General features: G+C 68.1%; 20 protein-coding genes. All 20 read right to left on the bottom strand.

Annotated elements, in window-relative coordinates:
• Nucleotides 1-16 precede the first annotated feature (16 nt).
• Entirely contained in the window at nucleotides 17-541 is a 525-nt protein-coding gene (locus tag VGM20_04820) for a hypothetical protein (protein HEY4100184.1), read from the bottom strand.
• Complete coding sequence (locus tag VGM20_04815) at nucleotides 538-1,317, bottom strand: FliA/WhiG family RNA polymerase sigma factor (protein ID HEY4100183.1); 780 nt, start codon at nucleotides 1,315-1,317, stop codon at nucleotides 538-540. The genes VGM20_04820 and VGM20_04815 overlap by 4 nt, the downstream gene beginning before the upstream one ends.
• Nucleotides 1,314-2,147 carry an AAA family ATPase gene (locus tag VGM20_04810; protein ID HEY4100182.1) on the bottom strand — a complete coding sequence of 278 codons (834 nt, stop codon included), beginning with the start codon at nucleotides 2,145-2,147 and terminating at the stop codon, nucleotides 1,314-1,316. Before VGM20_04810 ends, VGM20_04815 begins: the two co-directional genes overlap by 4 nt.
• Nucleotides 2,144-3,169, bottom strand: a complete 1,026-nt coding sequence (locus VGM20_04805; GenBank protein HEY4100181.1) for a hypothetical protein — start codon at nucleotides 3,167-3,169, stop codon at nucleotides 2,144-2,146. Before VGM20_04805 ends, VGM20_04810 begins: the two co-directional genes overlap by 4 nt.
• The gene (gene flhA / locus VGM20_04800; protein HEY4100180.1) at nucleotides 3,159-5,345 is read right to left on the bottom strand and encodes a flagellar biosynthesis protein FlhA; all 2,187 of its coding nucleotides are present in this window, start codon (nucleotides 5,343-5,345) and stop codon (nucleotides 3,159-3,161) included. The genes VGM20_04805 and flhA overlap by 11 nt, the downstream gene beginning before the upstream one ends.
• Nucleotides 5,342-6,436 carry an EscU/YscU/HrcU family type III secretion system export apparatus switch protein gene (locus VGM20_04795; GenBank protein HEY4100179.1) on the bottom strand — a complete coding sequence of 365 codons (1,095 nt, stop codon included), beginning with the start codon at nucleotides 6,434-6,436 and terminating at the stop codon, nucleotides 5,342-5,344. Before VGM20_04795 ends, flhA begins: the two co-directional genes overlap by 4 nt.
• Nucleotide 6,437: 1 nt before the next feature.
• Complete coding sequence (locus tag VGM20_04790; protein HEY4100178.1) at nucleotides 6,438-7,241, bottom strand: flagellar biosynthetic protein FliR; 804 nt, start codon at nucleotides 7,239-7,241, stop codon at nucleotides 6,438-6,440.
• Nucleotides 7,238-7,507 carry a flagellar biosynthesis protein FliQ gene (gene fliQ, locus VGM20_04785; protein HEY4100177.1) on the bottom strand — a complete coding sequence of 90 codons (270 nt, stop codon included), beginning with the start codon at nucleotides 7,505-7,507 and terminating at the stop codon, nucleotides 7,238-7,240. The genes VGM20_04790 and fliQ overlap by 4 nt, the downstream gene beginning before the upstream one ends.
• On the bottom strand, nucleotides 7,504-8,634 hold the full coding sequence (fliP, locus tag VGM20_04780) for a flagellar type III secretion system pore protein FliP (GenBank protein HEY4100176.1): 1,131 nt from the start codon (nucleotides 8,632-8,634) through the stop codon (nucleotides 7,504-7,506). Before fliP ends, fliQ begins: the two co-directional genes overlap by 4 nt.
• Before the next feature lie 3 nt (nucleotides 8,635-8,637).
• Nucleotides 8,638-8,991 (bottom strand): flagellar motor switch protein FliN, encoded by a 354-nt coding sequence (gene fliN, locus VGM20_04775; GenBank protein HEY4100175.1) that lies wholly within the window; start codon nucleotides 8,989-8,991, stop codon nucleotides 8,638-8,640.
• Entirely contained in the window at nucleotides 8,988-9,881 is an 894-nt protein-coding gene (locus VGM20_04770; protein ID HEY4100174.1) for a FliM/FliN family flagellar motor switch protein, read from the bottom strand. Before VGM20_04770 ends, fliN begins: the two co-directional genes overlap by 4 nt.
• A 2-nt stretch (nucleotides 9,882-9,883) precedes the next feature.
• Nucleotides 9,884-10,318, bottom strand: coding sequence for a flagellar basal body-associated FliL family protein (locus tag VGM20_04765; GenBank protein ID HEY4100173.1), 435 nt, complete (start codon nucleotides 10,316-10,318; stop codon nucleotides 9,884-9,886).
• 323 nt (nucleotides 10,319-10,641) lie between these two features.
• Nucleotides 10,642-11,895 (bottom strand): flagellar hook protein FlgE, encoded by a 1,254-nt coding sequence (locus VGM20_04760; protein HEY4100172.1) that lies wholly within the window; start codon nucleotides 11,893-11,895, stop codon nucleotides 10,642-10,644.
• Nucleotides 11,896-11,907: 12 nt separating this feature from the next.
• Nucleotides 11,908-12,621: a flagellar hook assembly protein FlgD gene (locus VGM20_04755; GenBank protein HEY4100171.1), complete on the bottom strand. Its 714-nt coding sequence runs from the start codon at nucleotides 12,619-12,621 to the stop codon at nucleotides 11,908-11,910.
• The gene (locus tag VGM20_04750) at nucleotides 12,618-14,042 is read right to left on the bottom strand and encodes a hypothetical protein (GenBank protein ID HEY4100170.1); all 1,425 of its coding nucleotides are present in this window, start codon (nucleotides 14,040-14,042) and stop codon (nucleotides 12,618-12,620) included. Before VGM20_04750 ends, VGM20_04755 begins: the two co-directional genes overlap by 4 nt.
• Nucleotides 14,042-14,494, bottom strand: coding sequence for a hypothetical protein (locus VGM20_04745; protein ID HEY4100169.1), 453 nt, complete (start codon nucleotides 14,492-14,494; stop codon nucleotides 14,042-14,044). Before VGM20_04745 ends, VGM20_04750 begins: the two co-directional genes overlap by 1 nt.
• Complete coding sequence (locus VGM20_04740) at nucleotides 14,491-14,943, bottom strand: hypothetical protein (GenBank protein HEY4100168.1); 453 nt, start codon at nucleotides 14,941-14,943, stop codon at nucleotides 14,491-14,493. The genes VGM20_04745 and VGM20_04740 overlap by 4 nt, the downstream gene beginning before the upstream one ends.
• Nucleotides 14,940-16,283: a FliI/YscN family ATPase gene (locus tag VGM20_04735; GenBank protein HEY4100167.1), complete on the bottom strand. Its 1,344-nt coding sequence runs from the start codon at nucleotides 16,281-16,283 to the stop codon at nucleotides 14,940-14,942. The genes VGM20_04740 and VGM20_04735 overlap by 4 nt, the downstream gene beginning before the upstream one ends.
• On the bottom strand, nucleotides 16,276-16,851 hold the full coding sequence (locus tag VGM20_04730) for a FliH/SctL family protein (GenBank protein ID HEY4100166.1): 576 nt from the start codon (nucleotides 16,849-16,851) through the stop codon (nucleotides 16,276-16,278). The genes VGM20_04735 and VGM20_04730 overlap by 8 nt, the downstream gene beginning before the upstream one ends.
• Nucleotides 16,852-16,858: 7 nt before the next feature.
• Nucleotides 16,859-17,884, bottom strand: coding sequence for a flagellar motor switch protein FliG (gene fliG, locus VGM20_04725; GenBank protein HEY4100165.1), 1,026 nt, complete (start codon nucleotides 17,882-17,884; stop codon nucleotides 16,859-16,861).
• Nucleotides 17,885-17,886: the final 2 nt, after the last annotated feature.

Genomic DNA, 17,886 nt, shown 5'->3' with positions numbered 1-17,886 from the left:
CATGCCTGTCATCCGGTCAGGTGGCCCGGACGAGGAAGCGGACGGCGTCCTGTCCGACCCGCGTGACGCGGGCGATCTCGGCGACCGATTGCCCGCTGGCGTTGAGGCGGTGGACCGTGGCACGCCGTCCGACGCGCTGCCGGCGAGGCTCGCGCGCTGGCTCGATCGGAGCCGACTGTGGACGCTCTGAGGCCGCGGGTCGCGCCAGCTCCTTCACCGGGAGTTCGAACGCCGGTTCCGTGATCGCCTCTGCGCGGTCGGTGCGCCCGACGCGCTCAGCGCCGCGACGGCGCACGGCGCGCACGGCAAGGATGACGAAGAGGAGACCGACCGGTACCGCGGCGCCGGCCGGGATCAGCCACGGATTCGCCGCGACCTGGTCTTCGGTCCGTGCAACGAATGTGTGCCAAGCGGTGGCGACATCCGCGCTGTTGGTGTGATGCAGCGCCAGCGATATCGCGGTGCTCCATTGCGGCAGATGCGGCGTCACGGCGAGGAGCGTCACCACGACGAGGAGTACGATCCAGATCCGGCGATTCATGCGGCGATCTCCTCGGCGAGGCGGGCGCGAAGGTTCCGGATCGCGGCGGTTCGCACCTGCGATACCCGCGATTCGGTGACGTGAAGGACCTGGGCGATCTGCCGAAGATTGAGTTCTTCGTCGTAGCAGAGCGCGAGGACGACGCGCTGCTGTTCGGGAAGGGTCTTGATCGCATCGCGCAGGAGGACACGGAGCTGTTGCCCCTCCATCTGCAGATCGGCGCCGGGGCGTGAGTGATCGGCGATCCGTTCGGCCAGCGTGACGCCACCGGGCTCCTGGCTCGGCGCGCTCCCTTCGAGCGGGACGATCGTTGCGCCGCGCGACAGATCCTTCCACTCCCAGTAGGTGCCGATGTCGACCTGAAGCTGTGCGGCGACCTCGGCGGGCGTGGGATGACGACCGAACTGGCGCGCGAGTGATTCTTCCGCCTGCTGCACCTGACGCCCCTGCTCGCGAGCGGTGCGCGGGCGCCAGTCGGCGGCGCGAAGTTCGTCGAGGACGGCGCCGCGAATCCGCTGCGTGGCGTAGGTGGTGAACTGCGTGCCGCGCGACGAATCGAACGCCTCGAACGCGCGGACGAGGCCGAGGGCACCGGCGCCGAGGAGATCATCGAATTCGACGGCGTCGCCGACGCGCGAGGCGATCTGGCGGACGGTATGGTGCACCAATCCCTGATACTGCGAGAGGAGTTCTGCCCGCGCCTCCGGATCGCCGGTCTCGCGATACCGGCGCCAGAGTTCGGCCGAGGCAGATCCACCTCCCGTTGATCCCTTCACGCCGAGCGTTCCAGGAGATCGGGGACCCAGGCGTCGACCCAGGTCGGGAGGAGCTGCTGCACCGCCTGCTGCGCAACATTGTCGCCGGTGGCGAGGAGGGCGCGAGGATCGCGGGTCAGGGCGCGCATCGCGCCGTCTTCGGGGATTGCGCCGGCGTAGCAGAGATCGCGGCCGAGGAAGCGCTTCGTCGCGGTGGAGAGGCGATCGAACGCGGTCGGTCCCTCGTCGAGATGCTGGGTCCGATTGACTAGGAGGTCGAATGGGAGACGCGGCATCTGACCGTGGACGATCTTCATCAACGCGTAGGCGTCGGTGAGTGCCGCGGGCTCGGGGATGGTGACCACGATCAAGCGAGTGGCGTGCATCGCGACACAGCGAACTGCGCCGTCGAGACCGGCAGCGGCATCGACGACCACAACATCGAAGTCGCGATAGACGCCGGTGAGGCGGCGATGGAGCCGCGCGCGATCGGTTGCGGCGAGGCGGTGCACCGACTCGGCGCCGGAATCCGCTGGGAGAAGCCAGAGCGCCGGAGCGACTTCGATCAGCAGCTGATCAGGGACGACACTGTCTTCGAGAAGTGCCGACGGCGTGAGCGGCGGACGCACACCGAGGAGCACATGCAGGTTGCCGAGATTCTGCGCGCCGTCGACGAGAAGAACGCGACGACCGGTGCGTGCGAGCGCGGCGCTCGCCATCACCGCAACGATCGACTTGCCGACGCCGCCCTTCCCGCTCCCGATCACGAGGACGGGGCGCTCGGGATCGCGTTCGGCGATCGACTGGACCGCTTCGCGGCGCGCGCGCAGCGTGCTCGCCTGATCGTTCACGCGCAGGATTCCAGGAGAACACCGGCGTCGCGACGCGTTGCGGCGCGAGCGAGGGCATCCGCGGCGGCGTGAAGATCGGCGGGGACTTCCTGTCCGTCGGTCATCCAGCGCATGCCGCGGGAGTTCTCGATGGCGATATCGAACGCCGCCTGCTCGCCGGGGTGCTCGTCAAGCTTGGTGGCGAGAAGGTGGGTGATGTTGAACGGCGCGTAGGCGCGGAGAATCCGCCGGGTCACGGCGGGGAGCTGACCGGCCGGAACGGTGAGATGGACTTCGTCGGGCGCGAGCTCGGCGAGCCATCGGCGAATGGTTTCTGTGTCGCCGGTGTTACGCGGCCCGCGACCGGGGGTATCAACGAGTACCACCTCGCAATCGTTGAGACGCGCCAGGGCACGCTTCGCTTCGGCATCGCTGTAGACGATCTCGATCGGAAGATCGGCGAGATCGGCGTAGGTCTCGAGCTGTTCCACCGCGCCGACGCGGTAGGTGTCGAGCCCCATGAGGCCGACGCGGCAACCACCGAAGCCGAGGCGATTCGTCGCGAGTTTCGCGATAGTTGTGGTCTTCCCTGCACCGGTCGGCCCGACGAGCGCCACGACCCACGGCCGCACCATGAACGACGCGCGCTTGGGGAGGGCGGCGTTCGTCTCGGCGTCGCGCTTCGCTTCGGGAGCGCGAACGGTCGCGACTGGAGCGGGGCGCGCGGCCGGCGCTGCAAAGTGGGCATCGAGTGCGTTGCGGAAGTCGGGGACTTCTTCCGGTTGCATTTCAACTGGACGAGCCCATTCGCTGCGCGGGGCTACCTTCGGAAGATCGCGGGGTGCGGTCGGCGCGAGATCTCGAGGCGCGGTCGCGGCGACTGCTGGCGCCGGAGCGTAGGCGCCGGTGCCGTCGGAAGCGATCAGCTCGAACTCGGCACCGCGGCGGCGCAGCTGCACAACGCACGCTTCGGGGCCGAGGGCCGCGCGGATCCTGGTGAGGATGGCGGGCAGGTGATCGCCCGTAAAGATCTCAAGAGCCACGAGTCATCTCCCAGATGGCAAGGGATTGCACCGGCATCTGCGGTGGTAGTTCTCCGAGCGAAATCACCGGCAGTTCGGGAAGGATCGGTTCGACCAGGCGGCGCACGCCGGTCCGGAGTGCGGGCGGCGTGATCAGCGGACGCGGCCGTCCGTCGCGACGAGCAGCAGTGACCAGCTCGCCAAGGGTGCGAAGGAGCGCGGTGAGCTGATCGGGTTCGAGCGGAATCGCGCCGTCGCGGCTGGCACGCGGCGCGAAGAGCTGCATCAATGCCGACTCGAGGCGCGGCCCGATGGTGATGCCGCGCACGCATCCGTCGTTCTCGGCGTAGAGCTGCGCCACCACGTTGGACAGCGCGCGACGGACGTGCTCGGTGAGTATTTCCGGATCCTTCGATGTATCCGCGGTGTCGGCGAGCGTTTCGAGAATGGTGACGAGATCGCGGACCGGCAGCCCCTCGCGCAACAGCCGCTGTAGCACGCGATGCAGCGTGCCGAGCGGAAGGCGATTGGGAATCAGGTCGTCGATCAGTGCCGGATGCGATTCGCGGAGGCCGTCGACGAGCTCGCGAACATCCTGCCGCGACAGGATATCGCCGGCGTGACGGCGAATCGTCTCCATCAGGTGCGTCGACAGGACGGTCGGTGCCTCGACAACGTTGTATCCCTCGGCCTCGGCATCGACGCGACGATCGGACGTGATCCACACAGCAGGCATCCCGAAGGTCGGATCGGTGGTGCGAATCCCCTCGATCGGCGCGTTCTTGTGCGTGGTGTCGAGCGCGAGGAGATAGCGCGGCATGATTTCGCCGCCGGCGACCTTCATCCCGCGCAGCTTGATGGCGTATTCGGTCGGCGCGAGCTGGATGTTGTCACGGATGCGCGCCGGCGGGACGACGATGCCGAGCTCGACGGCGACCTGCCGGCGGACGATGCCGATCCGGTGGAGAAGATCGCCGTGCTGCGCCTCGTCGACGAGCGGAATCAGTGCGTAGCCGATCTCGACTTCGAGCGGTTCGACCTGCAGCAGTTCGCGCATCTGCGCGGCGGCGGGTGCAGCCGGAGTCGCCGGTGCGGCCGCGCGCGCCGCTGCCGTCGCGACGGCGGGGCGCTTCTTCCACCCGATCGCGCCGGTACCGGCTGCGAGAAGGAGGAACGGAATCGCCGGAAGGCCGGGGAGAAATGCCATCCCGGCGAGAATGACTGCCGCGATGTTGAGGGCGCGCGGCTGGCGAGTGAGCTGGCCCGCGAGAGCGAGACTCGCTCCCGACGACGACGCGCCGTAGGTGACGAGGATACCGGCCGCCGTGCTGACGATCAGCGCCGGGATCTGGGAGACGAGGCCGTCGCCGATGGTGAGCGTGGTGTAGGTCGAGAGCGACTCGGATGCGGTCAGCCCCTGCTGCGCCAGCCCGATGATGAATCCGCCGACGAGATTGATCGCGGTGATCACGAGGCACGCGACGGCGTCGCCGCGGACGAACTTCGCGGCACCGTCCATTGCGCCGTAGAAATCGGCGTAGCGGGCGACATCCTGGCGGCGGCGGCGCGCTTCGGCTTCGTCGATGAGGCCGGCGCCGAGATCGGCGTCGATCGCCATCTGCTTGCCGGGCATGGCGTCGAGGGTGAAGCGCGCCGCGACTTCGGCGATGCGGCCGGCGCCCTTGGTGATCACCATGAAGTTGATCACCACGAGAATCAGGAAGATCACCAGCCCGACGACGAAGTTGCCGCCGATCAGGAAGTGACCGAAGGCGTTGATCACCTGCCCCGCGTAACCGCGCCCGAGAATCAGGCGCGCGCTGCTCACGTTGAGACCGAGTCGGAGAAGGGTGAGGAGGAGAAGCAGTGTCGGGAACGACGAAAAGTCGATCGGATCGACGGTGCTCAGCGTCACGAGGAGCACGACGATCGACAGCGCGATGCTCGTGGCGAGGAGGACGTCGAGCATCACCGGCGGCAGCGGCACCACGAGGAGCGCCACGATGATCACGACGCCGATCGCGAGCCAGGTCTGTGCACCGCCGGAGACGCGAAGTCCCGCGGCGAGGCGCGACACCGCGCTGGGGCCGGTGCCACCACTGCCAGGGCCCGTGCCACCGGCGCGCGGTCCCGATGCCCGAGGTGAGGTGTCGGTGGGCCGAAGGGCCGGCGGTGCCGTTGCGCCGACGGCGGTCATGCGACGGTCCGTTCAGTCAACGCGCGCGGGAGATGGCCGCGCTTGCGATAGACGAATGCCAGCACCTCGGCGACCGCGACGTAGAGCGCGGGCGGGATCGGCTTGCCGACGGCGGCGGTGGCAATCAGGGCGCGCGCCACCGGAATGTTCTGCACCACCGGGATGTTCGCCAGGCGGGCGATCTCGCGGATCCGCTCGGCGAGCTTGCGACGCCCCATGGCGAGGACGATCGGTGCCGGCGAGGTGCCGTCGTAGCGAATCGCGATCGCGATCTCGGTCGGGTTGACGATGACGACGTCGGCTTCCTTGACGCGGTGCAGCATCCGGCGGCGGACCAGCCCCTGCGCCAGCGAGCGCATCCTGCTCTTGCGGATCGGATCGCCTTCGAGCTCGCGGAATTCCTGGATCACTTCCTGGCGCGTCATGCGGAGGCGCTTCTGGTGCTGCCACGTGGCGTAGCCGTAATCGACGAGCGCGAGTGCCAGAAAGGCGAGTCCGCAGCCGAAGACGAGCTTCACCGTGACATCGCGGACGACGACGAGGATCGTCGCCGCGTCGGCGCCGCTCAGCGACACGATCTCCGGCCACGCGCGCGACATCGCCAGCCAACCGACGGTGCCGATGATCGTCACCTTGATCATCGCCTTGATGAGCGTGAAGAGCGATTGGCCGCTCAACAGCCGCGCCAGGCCGCTGGCGGGGTTGATGCGCGAGAAGTCAGGGGCGATCGGCTTGAGCGAGAGGACGCCGCGCGCCTGGATGCCGTTGACCAGCAGTGCCGGGATCACGATCGCAAGGAGGAACGGCGCCATCGCCTTGAGCATCACCTGACCGGCGTTGCGCAGGAGGACCACGACGTCGCCCTGGGTGAACGGCGCGGCGACGAGCATGCGCGTGCTGTCGTGCATCAGCCCCGTCATCCCGGCGCCCAGTGTCCGGCCGCCGAGGAGGAGGAGCGCGGTGGCGCCGCCGAGAACAACGACGGCCGCAGAGAGTTCGGTGCTTCGCGGAACCTGGCCTTCGTCGTGCGCCTGGGTGAGGCGGCGATTCGTCGGGCTCTCAGTGCGTTCCTGTGCCGGCGTCTCGGCCACGTCAGTGTCCCGCCACGAGCGGCGTGAACGACTTGATCACGGCGTCTGCCTGCGGACCGACGCCAGTCGCCCATTTCGCCACGACGTTGAGCGCATACGGCATCGCGGTGCCGATAGCGATGAGCCCGACCGAAACGGTGACCGGAACGGCGACCATCATCGTGTTGAGCTGCGGCACGGCGCGGTTGAGGACTGCGAGGCCGATGTTGGTGACGAGGAGTGCCACCATCATCGGGGCCGCGACCTGCACCGCCGTGGTGAAGACGCTGCCACAGAGGGTCAGGAGCGCGCGGCCGCCGTCGGAGATCGCGATCGGCGCGCCGGGAGGAATCGCGTGGAAGCTCCGTCCCACGGCGGTGAGGAGCGCCAGATGCCCGCCAACAGCGACGAAGACGGCGAGCGAGAACTGGCCTTCGAGTTGGCCGACGCCGGGGGAGCCAACGTCGGCGACGCCACCGAGTGCCGCGCCGAGCGACAGACCCATCTGCAGCGAGATGACTTCGGCGGCCATCGCGACGCCGGAGAGAAAGAGCGCCGCGGAGAGGCCGATCGCGAGACCGAGGATCAGTTCGGTCGCGGCAGGGGCGACGACGGAGATCGAATCGACGTTGACCGCTGCGTCGGGGACGCCGGGAAGGATCGCCAGCGAGGCGATCACGACGAACGCGCCGCGGAGCGATGCGGGGACGGTCGCCTGGGACCATGCCGGCGCGATCAGCACGACGCCAGCAACGCGGCAGGTGACCAGGATCAGCAGCGGCCAGTGGACCGGCTGCAGTGCCTGCGCCAGCGATTGCGGATTCACCGCGCCACACTCGGCAGCGAGCGGAACATCCCGACGGTGAACTCGACCAGGAGCCGCATCATCCATGGCAGCGAGAGCATGAAGACGAGTGCCACGACGACGAGCTTCGGAATGAAGGTGAGGCTCTGCTCCTGGATCTGCGTGACCGCCTGCAGCAGCGAGACAGCGATGCCGATCACGAGTGCCGCGAGGAGCATCGGCCCCGCGACCGTCACGACGAGCGTGAGGGTACGCTGGAGGAGGTCGGAGGCGAGCAGCGGTGTCACGTCGCGACCCTGAATGACGCGACGAGGTTCTGCATCACCAGCGCCCAGCCGTCGGCGAGAACGAAGAGGAGGAGCTTGAACGGCAGCGACACCATCACCGGCGGAAGCATGAACATCCCCATGCTCATCAGCACCGACGCGACGATCAAGTCGATGACCAGAAACGGCAGGAAGATCACGAAGCCCATCTGGAACGCGGTCCGGAGCTCGCCGGTGACGAATGCGGCGACGACGGTCATCGTGGGGATGTCGTCGACAGTCGCCGCGGGCGCGTTGCCGCTCATCTCGGCGAAAGTGGTAAGGTCGCGATCACGCGTGTTGGCGAGCATGAACTTGCGAAGCGGTATCAGCGCCGCCTTGTACGCCTCTACCTGACCGATTTCACCCCGCAGGTATGGCTGCAGCGCGGTGTTGTTCTCGGTTTCGAGGACCGGATGCATCACCACCGAGGTCAGGATCAGCGCGATCGCCACGAGGAGCGAGCTTGGTGGCGCCGATTGCGTGCCGAGTGCGGACCGCAGGAACGAGAGGACGATCAGGATCCGGGTGAAGCCGGTCATCAGCATGAAGACCGCGGGGAGCACGGTAAGCGCGCCCATCAGCACGACGATGCCGACGGCGCCGGTGAGCTTGAGCTCGTCGCCCGGCGTGCCGACGCTGACGTTCACCGTCGGAGCAGTCGGCCCCTGCACCGTCGGCGCGGCAACTGACGCGCGGCGCTGCGCTTGATGGGTGGTCGCGGCAGGCTTCGGTGCGGTAATCACCTGCGCCCGCGCGAGGTGCGGCACCGCCATCAGGACAAGTGCGAGACCAAACCGCGCGAGTGCCGAACGCCACGCAGCGTTTCCGGTTGCCGCCGGCTGCCGCGCATCGAGGGCCGCTTCGCGCTCGGCGCCGGTGAGCTCACCCAGGAGCGTGTGATTCTCCGCCACGCCGACGACGAGGACGCGCTCACCGACGCGCAGGAGGACGATCCCGTGGCGCGGGCCGGTCGCCACGCGATCGAGGAGCTGCAACGACGCGCTGCGCGTCCCGCCGCTGGGCACGCCCTGCAGGCGCCCAAGGACCTTGAGCGCCAGGAGCATGACTCCGACGGTGATGACGAGCGCGGCGATCGCAGCGAACATGAATCAGCGCCCGGTGGTACGGGGCGATTGCTCGCGAGGAAGATTGTGGATCTTCGTGACCCGCACCGCGAAGGCGTCGCCGATCACGACGATTTCGCCCTCGGCCAGACGGCGTTCGCTGACGTAGATGTCGACCGGTTCGCCGACCATCCGCTCGAGCTGCACCACCGAGCCGGGGCCGAGGTTCAGGACGTCCTGGATCGACATGGTGGTTCGGCCGAATTCGATCGTCACCGGAAGCATCATGTCGAGCAGGGTGTCGAGCCGCGCGCCGCTCGGCATCGCCGATTCCTGGCCAAGCTCCGCGAGTTCGGCGGGAGCGGCGTCGCGCGACGCGCCGGGGGTCGAATCACTCATCGAGAGGTCCTTCGGTGTGGACGTGAAGTCGGATCGTCGGGAGAAGTCGTGCGTATGATGCGAACGCCAACGTGTCCGTGTTCCCGGCCGAGGGTGCCGGTGAACTGGCGGCGGCCGCTGGCGGTGACGTCGACAGGTGAGGTGCACGGATGGCCGGTGCGGAGGATGCCGCCTTCGCGCAGCGAGGCGATATCGAGCGCAGCGGTCTGGAACTCGATGCAGACGCGGAGCGGCACCGTAACACCGAGGAGATGCTGTTCGAGGAGCGTCGCGTGCGTGGGCGCTTCGTCGGTTGACGGCGCCGGAGCGGCCTCGAGCAGCACGAGCGGAAACTCGAAGAGGAGCGGAGCCGAGACCGGCCCTGACCGCACGGTGAAACGGACGAGTACGACATGATCGCCGGGAGTGCCAAGGAGTGGCGGCGCCGCATGAATCAGCCGGGGATTCGCCGGTTTCATCTCAGCGAGGCCGGCGAAGGCATCGCGCACGATCGGGACGAAGCGTTCGACCAGTTCGTTGAGCAGCCGCTGCTCGATCGCCGAGAGGGCGCGCGCACCGGCGACGTCCTCTGGGGCTCCGCAGAGTCGGTCGACGAGACGGGTGGCGAGTTCCGGGGCGATGGCGATGATCACGTCAGACCGGCGGGCGTCATTCAGCTCGATCTGGTAGCGGCTGCCGGCGTCGGAGATCGCGAGCACGGCCGCAGTCGGGGTGAGGAGCTCGATACCGGCGGCCTCGGCATCGACCACTTCCCGCATCTTCGGCGTCAGGAGCGATCGCACACCGGCGGCGAAGGTCGACTGCATCGCTTCGATCGCGGCGGCCCGCGCGGTGTCGAGACGCGGTGGCTCGCGGAAGTCGTAGACCCGCACGTAGTTCTGCTCGGTCATCGCTACTGGATCAGGAACTGGGGCAGGTAGACCTTCAGCGCGGTGTCGCCGGCGAAGGTGGCGGCGGTCCTGGCGATCTGGCCGCGGAGCGAATCACGCGCGCCGAGCTGGGTCAGGCGGTCGAGGGTCATCCGCTCGAGGATCCCGGTCACCGCGTCCCGCATCGGGATTTCGTTGCGGCGCAGGGACGCCTCGGCGTCGGCGGTATTGACCTCGATGTCGGCCGAGACGATCAGGTAGTGCTGCCCCTGACTCCCCGCCGGATTGACGATCACGTTCTCGATCTTGACGATCCGCGGCGGTTCCTTGTCGTTCTTCTTCGCACGGTCCGCCGAGGCGGTCGCTGCCGCCGGCGCCTTCCCGCCGCGAAAGCGCGGGGCGACGACGAACGTGCCAATCAGGCCGCCAGCCGCGAGCGCGGCGACCGCCATCATCATCGTCCGCTTCGAACCGGCTGCAGCTGGTGCAGCAGCGGTTGCCGGTGTTTCCTGCGCCGTTGGTGCGCTGATACGTTCGCTCCGGTAATGCGTCAAACGGTGCAATGGCAACGCCTGTACCAGCCGGGCGCGAAGTGTGGAAGTGCTTTTCGGGCAATGAGTTGCCCATTCGACGCGCGCAGGAGCCGAGGCGGCGCGATTGGATGCGGAAGTGAGGTCGGGAAGAGACTGCCGGTGGGGCGGCGAGAGTTGCCGGGCCAAAAAAACGCCGGGCGGCGGAAGCGCATTGCTCCGCCGCCCGGCGTGTCAGGCGATCGGTGCGATCACCCCTGCTGCATGTTCACCAGCTCGTTGAGCATCTCGTCGGCGGTGGTGATGACCCGCGCATTGGCCTGGAAGCCACGCTGGGTGACGATCATCTCGGCGAACTCCTCCGAGAGATCGACGTTGGAATTCTCGAGCGCGCCGGCGGTGATCGACGAGGCGTTGCTCGTCCCGGCGAAGCCGATGACCGGAATCCCGGAGTTGGCGGATTCGGTGTAGGTGGCGTCGCCCTGACGCAGGAGGCCTGACGGGTTGTTGAAATCGGCGACTGCGATCTGGGCGAGGGCGTGCGAGACGCCGTTGGAGAACGAGCCCGAGATGACGCCCTGGGAATCGATCGAAATCGACTCGAGATCGCCGGACTGGTAGCCGTCCTGCTCCGTGATGACGGCGTTCGATGCATGGCCGAAGCCGGCGAGGCCGTTGATGTCGCCGACGGTGCCGGCATCGATCGAGACGTCGAACGGATCCGCGCCGTTGCTCGGGGTCATGGTCAGCGAGGTCCCGCCACCCGGATAGGTGAAGGCGGTGAGATTGCCGGTTCCATCGAATTCGACGGTGCCGGTGCCGGTGGTGACGTCGGCATCGGGCGATGTCGCCGCCCAGTCCCACTTCCCCGGCGCGGTGTTGGTGAAGGTGATGTCGAGGGTGTGCGCCGCGCCGAGGCCGTCGTAGACGGTGACGCTCATGTCGTGGGTATCGCCGACGGCGGCGCCGGCATCGAGATCGCCGGTCATGGTGATCGTGCTGGTCGCCTTCGCCGGCGTCTTCTGGCCGATCGGGAGGACGATGTTCGACAGCGACGATGACGACGAGAGGTTCCCCGACGAATCGGCGTTGATCCCCTGCACGATGTCGCCGTTGTCGGCGGAGATCAGGTGGCCGCTGCCGTCGAGCTGGAAGTTGCCGGCACGGGTGTAGTACTGCTTGGCGCCGTTGGCGACGACGAAGAAGCCGTTCCCCTGGATCGCGAGATCGGTGTTGTTCCCGGTCGTCTGCAGCGTGCCCTGCGTGAAGAGCTGATCGATGCTGCCGATGTTCATTCCCGAGCCGACCTGGATCGGGTTGACGCCGCCCAGGTCGCCCGGCGGACGCGACGCGCCCTGGAGCAGCTGGACGAACGCTTCCTTGAACGTGACACGCGACGCCTTGAACGCCGTGGTGTTCACGTTCGCGATGTTGTTGGCGATGACGTCAAGTGCTTCCTGGTGATTGCGAAGCCCCGAGACGCCGGAATAGAGCGCAGGCAGCATTCCGTGTTTCTCCTAGTGGGTGGTGGCTGGCGCCGACGTCGTCTCGGCGGGGAGGATTTCGGTGATATCGGTGACAGGGACGGCGACGCCATCGACGCGCACCATGACCTGGCCTGACTGGAAGAGGGTGCTGTTGACGGTACCGATGGTGTTGCCCGTGACGGTGACAGCCTGTCCGGACTGGTCCTGCGCGGTGACGTTGTAGCTGTACGTCCCCGGCGGAACGAGATCCTTCGACAACGTAAGCGTCTGCGATCCCGCGGCAACGCCGGAGATATCCTGGCTCGCGAGGACCGTCTTGCCGTCGCTGTCGAGGATGTCGACGTGCACCGTCTTGGCGGCGCCGAGGAGATCGACGTTGATCCGCGGGCCGGTGCCATCGACGGCGGTGAGCTTGGCGCCGTTGAGGATCACGTCGCGACCGATGATCGACGTGGCGAAGCCCGCCTGCTGGGCGATCTGCGACTGGCCCGCCGCAGCGTTCTGCGTGTCGAGCTTGCTGTTCATGTCGACGAGCTGCTCGACGGTGGAGAACTGCGCCAGCTGCGCGGCGAACTGAGTGCCGTCCATCGGCGACATCGGATCCTGATTCTTGAGCTGCGCGACGAGCAGCTGCAGGAAATCATCCTTGCCGAGGATCTGGCTGGAGTCGGTGGCCGATGTCGTTGACGGCGTCGTCGGTGTGGTCGGCGTCGTGGGTGTCGTGCCGGTGACCGGAGATGTCATGCCGCATCCTCCTCAGGTTCTTCGCGATAGTGCCGGGATTGTGACGCATTGTCCTGCTCGGGTGAATTCGAACCCGATTGATGTTGCTGCGATTGCTGCTGCCGGCCATCGGGCTGGCTGCGCGAAGTTGTCGGCGCGCCGGTTCCCGCGTTGTCAGTCATTCCGCCGGAGGCGCCGGCCGACACCGCGAGTCCGGCGTCGTGGTCGGAGCTGTGCACCGCCACCCGAACGTCGGTGAACCCCTTGTCCTCGAGCGAGCGATGCAGATCGGAGAGCTGGCGATCGATCACGGTGACGTTGCCGTCGGTCGCGGTGATCGTCGCTTTCACCTGCGCGCCCTGCACCGAGACGTGAATGCGGCTAGCGCCGGTGACGTCGGGATCAACCGCGAGGGTGACGTGCGAGCGCGGCGGTGGCGGCGGCGCGGGAGGAGCCTGGTGGGTCACCTGCGGCGGCGGTGGCGGCGCGGTGCTGACCTGCGGCGAGCCTTGCGTAAGCGCTGCAGCCACGAAGGTCGGCGCCGCTGCGGTCGTGGCCGCTGTCGTCGTAGCCGCCGCGGTCGATGCGATCGACGGTGCGGATGCGCCGGTCTGCGCCTGCGACCCCTGATCGGCGCCGTCGCGATCGTTCCGGTCGACCTTCGCCGAGGGATGCGCATCATCGGACGCGGCATCTCCCTCGTCGCCGCCACCGTCGTCAGCGCCGCTGGTCGCGACAACGACGTCGTGCGGGAGCGTAGCGTTGCCGGCACCCGGTTGCGGCGTGGCGTCGGCGTGCGCCGGTTGCGCCGAGTCGTCGCCGTCGCCTGCGACCGCGGTCGAGCTGCTGGTCGACGTTGATCCACCGCCAGCAGCGGCGGCCGCGCGATCGGCGACCGATCCGCTGTTCGATGGACCGGAGGGCGACGACAACACACCCCGGGCCGGCACTGCGAATCCGCTCGCCGACAGCGCCGCCTGCATCAGCATCGCAGCGCTCTGCGAGGCAGCAGTCCCATCGGTCGCCACGGCCTTGGAGGGGCGTGCGGGATCGGCAACGCCGTCGGGAGTGGTACCGCCGATCGGCGATTGTGCTCCGTCGGCCGTCGCCGCCGATGTCGGGTCGCCGGACGGTGCGGGTGCAGTCGAGCCGGTGTCTCCCGTTGTCGCGGGTGCGCCACCGGGAGCCGTCGCGGCGAGGAGTGCGTCAAGCGCTGACGGCGTCTCGGCAGCATCCGACAACTGACCATCGGCGGTGGTGGTGCCGTCGTTCGCGCCGTCCTGCGTGCCCGGTGTCGTGGCAGGTTGCCTGGCCGCGCGGACGACCGGGGTGATGACAGCCTGCAACGCGGCGAGAAAGCCGCCGGACGCGTCGGACGACCGGGTCGCTGTGTCACTTCGTGCGGCGGGCGCTGATGACGACCTGGTCGCGTCGACGCGCATCAGGGTGTTCCGCTCGACGCCGGCGCGATGATCAGCCGGCTCAATTCGCGCGCCCGCGCCGTGGGGAGCTTGGCGAGGAGCGGCGCGGATTTGTCGACTCCCATCCGACGAAGGACAGGGACGAGTTCGCTGTCGGCCATCCGCGCCGCGATCGGTGCGGCGTCCTCGGGCGTCAGCCTGAGGAGAACCGACGCGACGCGCGACACCGATGAATCGGCCGCGGGACCAACTGCAGTGTCGAGCACCACTGGCGCCCCGACCGTTGCGCTCGGCGGCGGCGGTGCAGGTCGCGTCGAAGCCTCAGATGCCGGTGTCGACGCCGGGGCCGCTGCCACCGCTGGCGGGAGCGTTGTCTTCGCCGGATCAGCTGGCGGCGAGTGCTTCATCCCCACCACTGTCGAGCCAACGAGACCGAGGACGAACGCACCTGCAATCGGGATCGCCGGCTTCATTGCTTGTTCGCCTGGTCGAGGAGACGGCTGCGGGTGATTTCGTCGTGCTCGCGCCGCTCCTCGCGTCCCGACTCCACCGTCCAATCAGCTGCACGGCGCTCGCGGAGCTTCTCGAGGACCCGTCGCGCGGCGCGCGCTTCGTTGAAGCGATCGAGTTCCACAGCGCGTGCATCCTCCGCCTCGCGAAGGTCACGGGCATCGAGCTCCGCCCGAATCCGCGCCGCCTCGACGCTGAGGCCGAGGGTGTGCCACATGCCGGCTGCGACGGGATCATTCGCCGTCTCGTGCACCTGATCCTGCGCGGCGCCCAGCTGCGAGATGCTCTCTTCGGCGGTGATCCGCCGTTCGCCGGTCTCGCGATCGGCGTGGCCCAGCGAGGCGCCCTGCATCTTTTCCAGCGACTCGCGAAGGTGCAGAAGGTGTTGCAGACGGAACGTGAATCGCTTCATCGTGCCGCTCCTTTCTCGTGCTGGAGGGCACGCGTGGCAAGCCCGATGACGGCGTTCCGGGTTCCGGCGTAGAGGGCAGGCTCGTCGGGGCGCTGCACCAGGAGCGCGAGGACGTCGCTGCGAATCGCGATCGCCGCGTCGACGGCGCGATCGGCGCCCATCTTGTAGGCGCCGACCGCGATGAGATCTTCATGGGCGCGGTACGCCGCTTCGAGCCGGATGAGGGTGTTGGCGGCGGCGCGATGATCGGGATCGATGACCGAATCGCGCACTCGCGAGACGCTCTCGATGATGTCGATCGCCGGGAACTGGCGTGCCGCGGCGAGACGCCGCGCGAGCACCACGTGCCCGTCGAGGATCGACCGGGCAGCGTCGGCGATCGGCTCGTTGAAGTCATCGCCTTCGACCAGGACGGTGTAGAGTCCCGTGATGCTTCCCGTGGCCCCGTTGCCGGCGCGTTCGAGGAGCCGCGGCAGCCCCACGAACACCGACGGCGGATATCCTTTCGTCGTCGGCGGTTCGCCAACCGAGAGTCCGACTTCGCGCCACGCCATCGCGACGCGGGTCACCGAATCCATCAGCAGCAGGACGTTCTTCCCGTGATCGCGGAAGTGCTCGGCGATCGCCGTGGCGACGAGCGCGCCGGTCGCGCGCATCACGGCCGACTGATCACTGGTCGCGACGACGACGACCGACCGCGCCAATCCCGCCGCACCAAGGTCCCGTTCGATGAATTCGCGCACTTCGCGACCACGTTCGCCGAGGAGCGCGATGACGTTCACATCGGAGGAGGCGCCGCGCGCGATCATGCCGAGGAGCACGCTCTTCCCGACGCCGCTGCCCGCCATGATCCCGACGCGCTGCCCGCGACCAAAGGTCTCGAGCCCATCGATGGCGCGGACGCCGGTCGAGAATGGTGTGTCGATCGGCATCCGTTCGAGCGGCGTTGGCGGATCGCCAAGCAACGGCCGCGAGACGGTGCTTCCCACCGGACCGAGCTTGTCGATCGGCCGCCCGAGGCCGTCGAGGACGCGACCGACGAGACCGCTTCCCACCGACACGTAGAGCGAGCGACCGAGCGGCGTGACGGTGGCACCGGGGTGGATCCCCTCGAGTTCGCCGATCGGGAGGAGCATGATGCCGCGCTCGTGGAATCCGGCAACGAGCGCGAGGACGCTGCGCGACGAGGTCGACAGCCGACAGACCTCTCCGACGGCGACCGGCACCGACGACGCTTCCACCACCTGACCGATGACGCGCGTCACCCGGCCGAGGACCGCCAGGCGTTTCACCGCGTGGAGGCGTGGCAACGCGGCTTCGAGAATCGCAGTGTCAGTCATGCGAGATCTGTTCGTAGATGTCGAGCAACGCGCGATCGATTCGTCCGTCGATGATCACGGCTGGTCCCTCGACGACGCAGCCGCCGCGATGGATCGACTCATCCGACGTCCAGCGGAGATCGACCGATGTTCCGGCAAATTCCGCGACGGTGCCGAGTGCAGTGAGCGCGACGAGATCGGCGGGATTGAGGCGGATGATGATCGTGCCGTTCATCGGGGCCAGCCCCAGGGCACGAGTCACCAGCCGCTGCAGCAGGGCCGGATCAGCGGCCAGCTCACGCTCGACCAGGTGCTGGGCAATGGCGACCGACAGCGCGTGCACGGTCGTGGTGACGTGCGCGCCGAGCCGTTCGGCAGTTTCGTGCATGGCGCGGCGCGCCGCTTCCAGCGCCGTGAGTGCGTCGCTCAGCTGCGCGTCGCGCTCGGCCATCGCCGCAGTATGGCCCTCGAGCCACGCCGCACGACGCGCATCCTCGGCGGCGGAGGTGTCGGCGTTCACCGCGGCGAGAGTCCCGAGTTCGGGCGGGTGCCACGCGCCAACGCCCGGCGCTGCGGCCGGCGGTGTCATCCGCTCCTCACGCGATCATCTCGTCGGCGCCGCCGCGATCGACGACGATCTCCCCCGCCTCCTGCAAGCCGCGTGCGGTCTTGATGATGTTGGCGTGCGCCTCTTCCACGTCCTTCACCTTGACCGGACCGAGCATCTCGAGCTCTTCGCGCAGCGATGCCGCGGCGCGTTCCGACATGTTCTTCATCACGCGCTGGGTCAATTCATCGCTGGCGGCCTTGAGCGCCACCGCGAGCTCACGACTCTCGACGTCGCGGAGGAGGCGCTGCATCGAGCGATCGTCAAGCTTGCGCAGGTCCTCGAAGACGAACATCAGGTTGCGAATCGTCTCGGCGAGGTCGCTCTGTTTCGCACCGACGGCGTCGAGAATCGCCGTTTCGGCGCCGCCGGGCATCTGATTGAGCATCTGTGCGACGACCGCGGGACCGCCGGACGGCGTGAGGTCCTGCGGCACACTCGCCTGCGACTGTGACACGATCGACGATTCGACGAGGTGCAGGACATCCGGCGAGACCTTGTCCATCCGCGCAACCCGATAGAGGACGTCGGCGGAGAGCTCGGGATCCATGCCCGAGATCATCGTGGCGGCGACCTTCGGCTCCAGGTGTGCCAACACCAGCGCCAATGTCTGCGGGCTCTCCCCCTTCAACGCCGACATCAGCACATCGGGCGCGGCGCGGCGCAGCTGGCTCGAGTCGGTCGGCGGCGGTGGTTGGCGGATCCGGTCGAAGACGGTGCGCGTCCGTTGCGTGCCGATCGCCTTCTCGAGCACTTCGCGCGCGAACTCTTCCCCCCCCTCCGCCATCGACGCCACGGCCCGCGCCACTTCCTGGAACTCGCCCAGGACCGCGTCGATCTGCTCGGCGGGAACGGCCGGCGTCTCGGCGATCGCCTTGGAAACCGCTTCGACCTCGGCCGGCTTGAGGCGCATCATGATCCGCGCCGCCGCCTCGGTTCCGAGCGCCATGCAGAGGACCGCGGCCTTCTGCGCACCGGTGAGCGGACCGCCGCGGGATGTGCGCTGGGCAACCATCG

The sequence above is a fragment of the Gemmatimonadales bacterium genome (genome assembly GCA_036500345.1).
GTDB lineage: Bacteria > Gemmatimonadota > Gemmatimonadetes > Gemmatimonadales > GWC2-71-9 > Palsa-1233.
The sequence above is the reverse complement of the archived record's forward strand: the minus strand, read 5'-3'. Positions and strand labels throughout refer to the sequence as shown.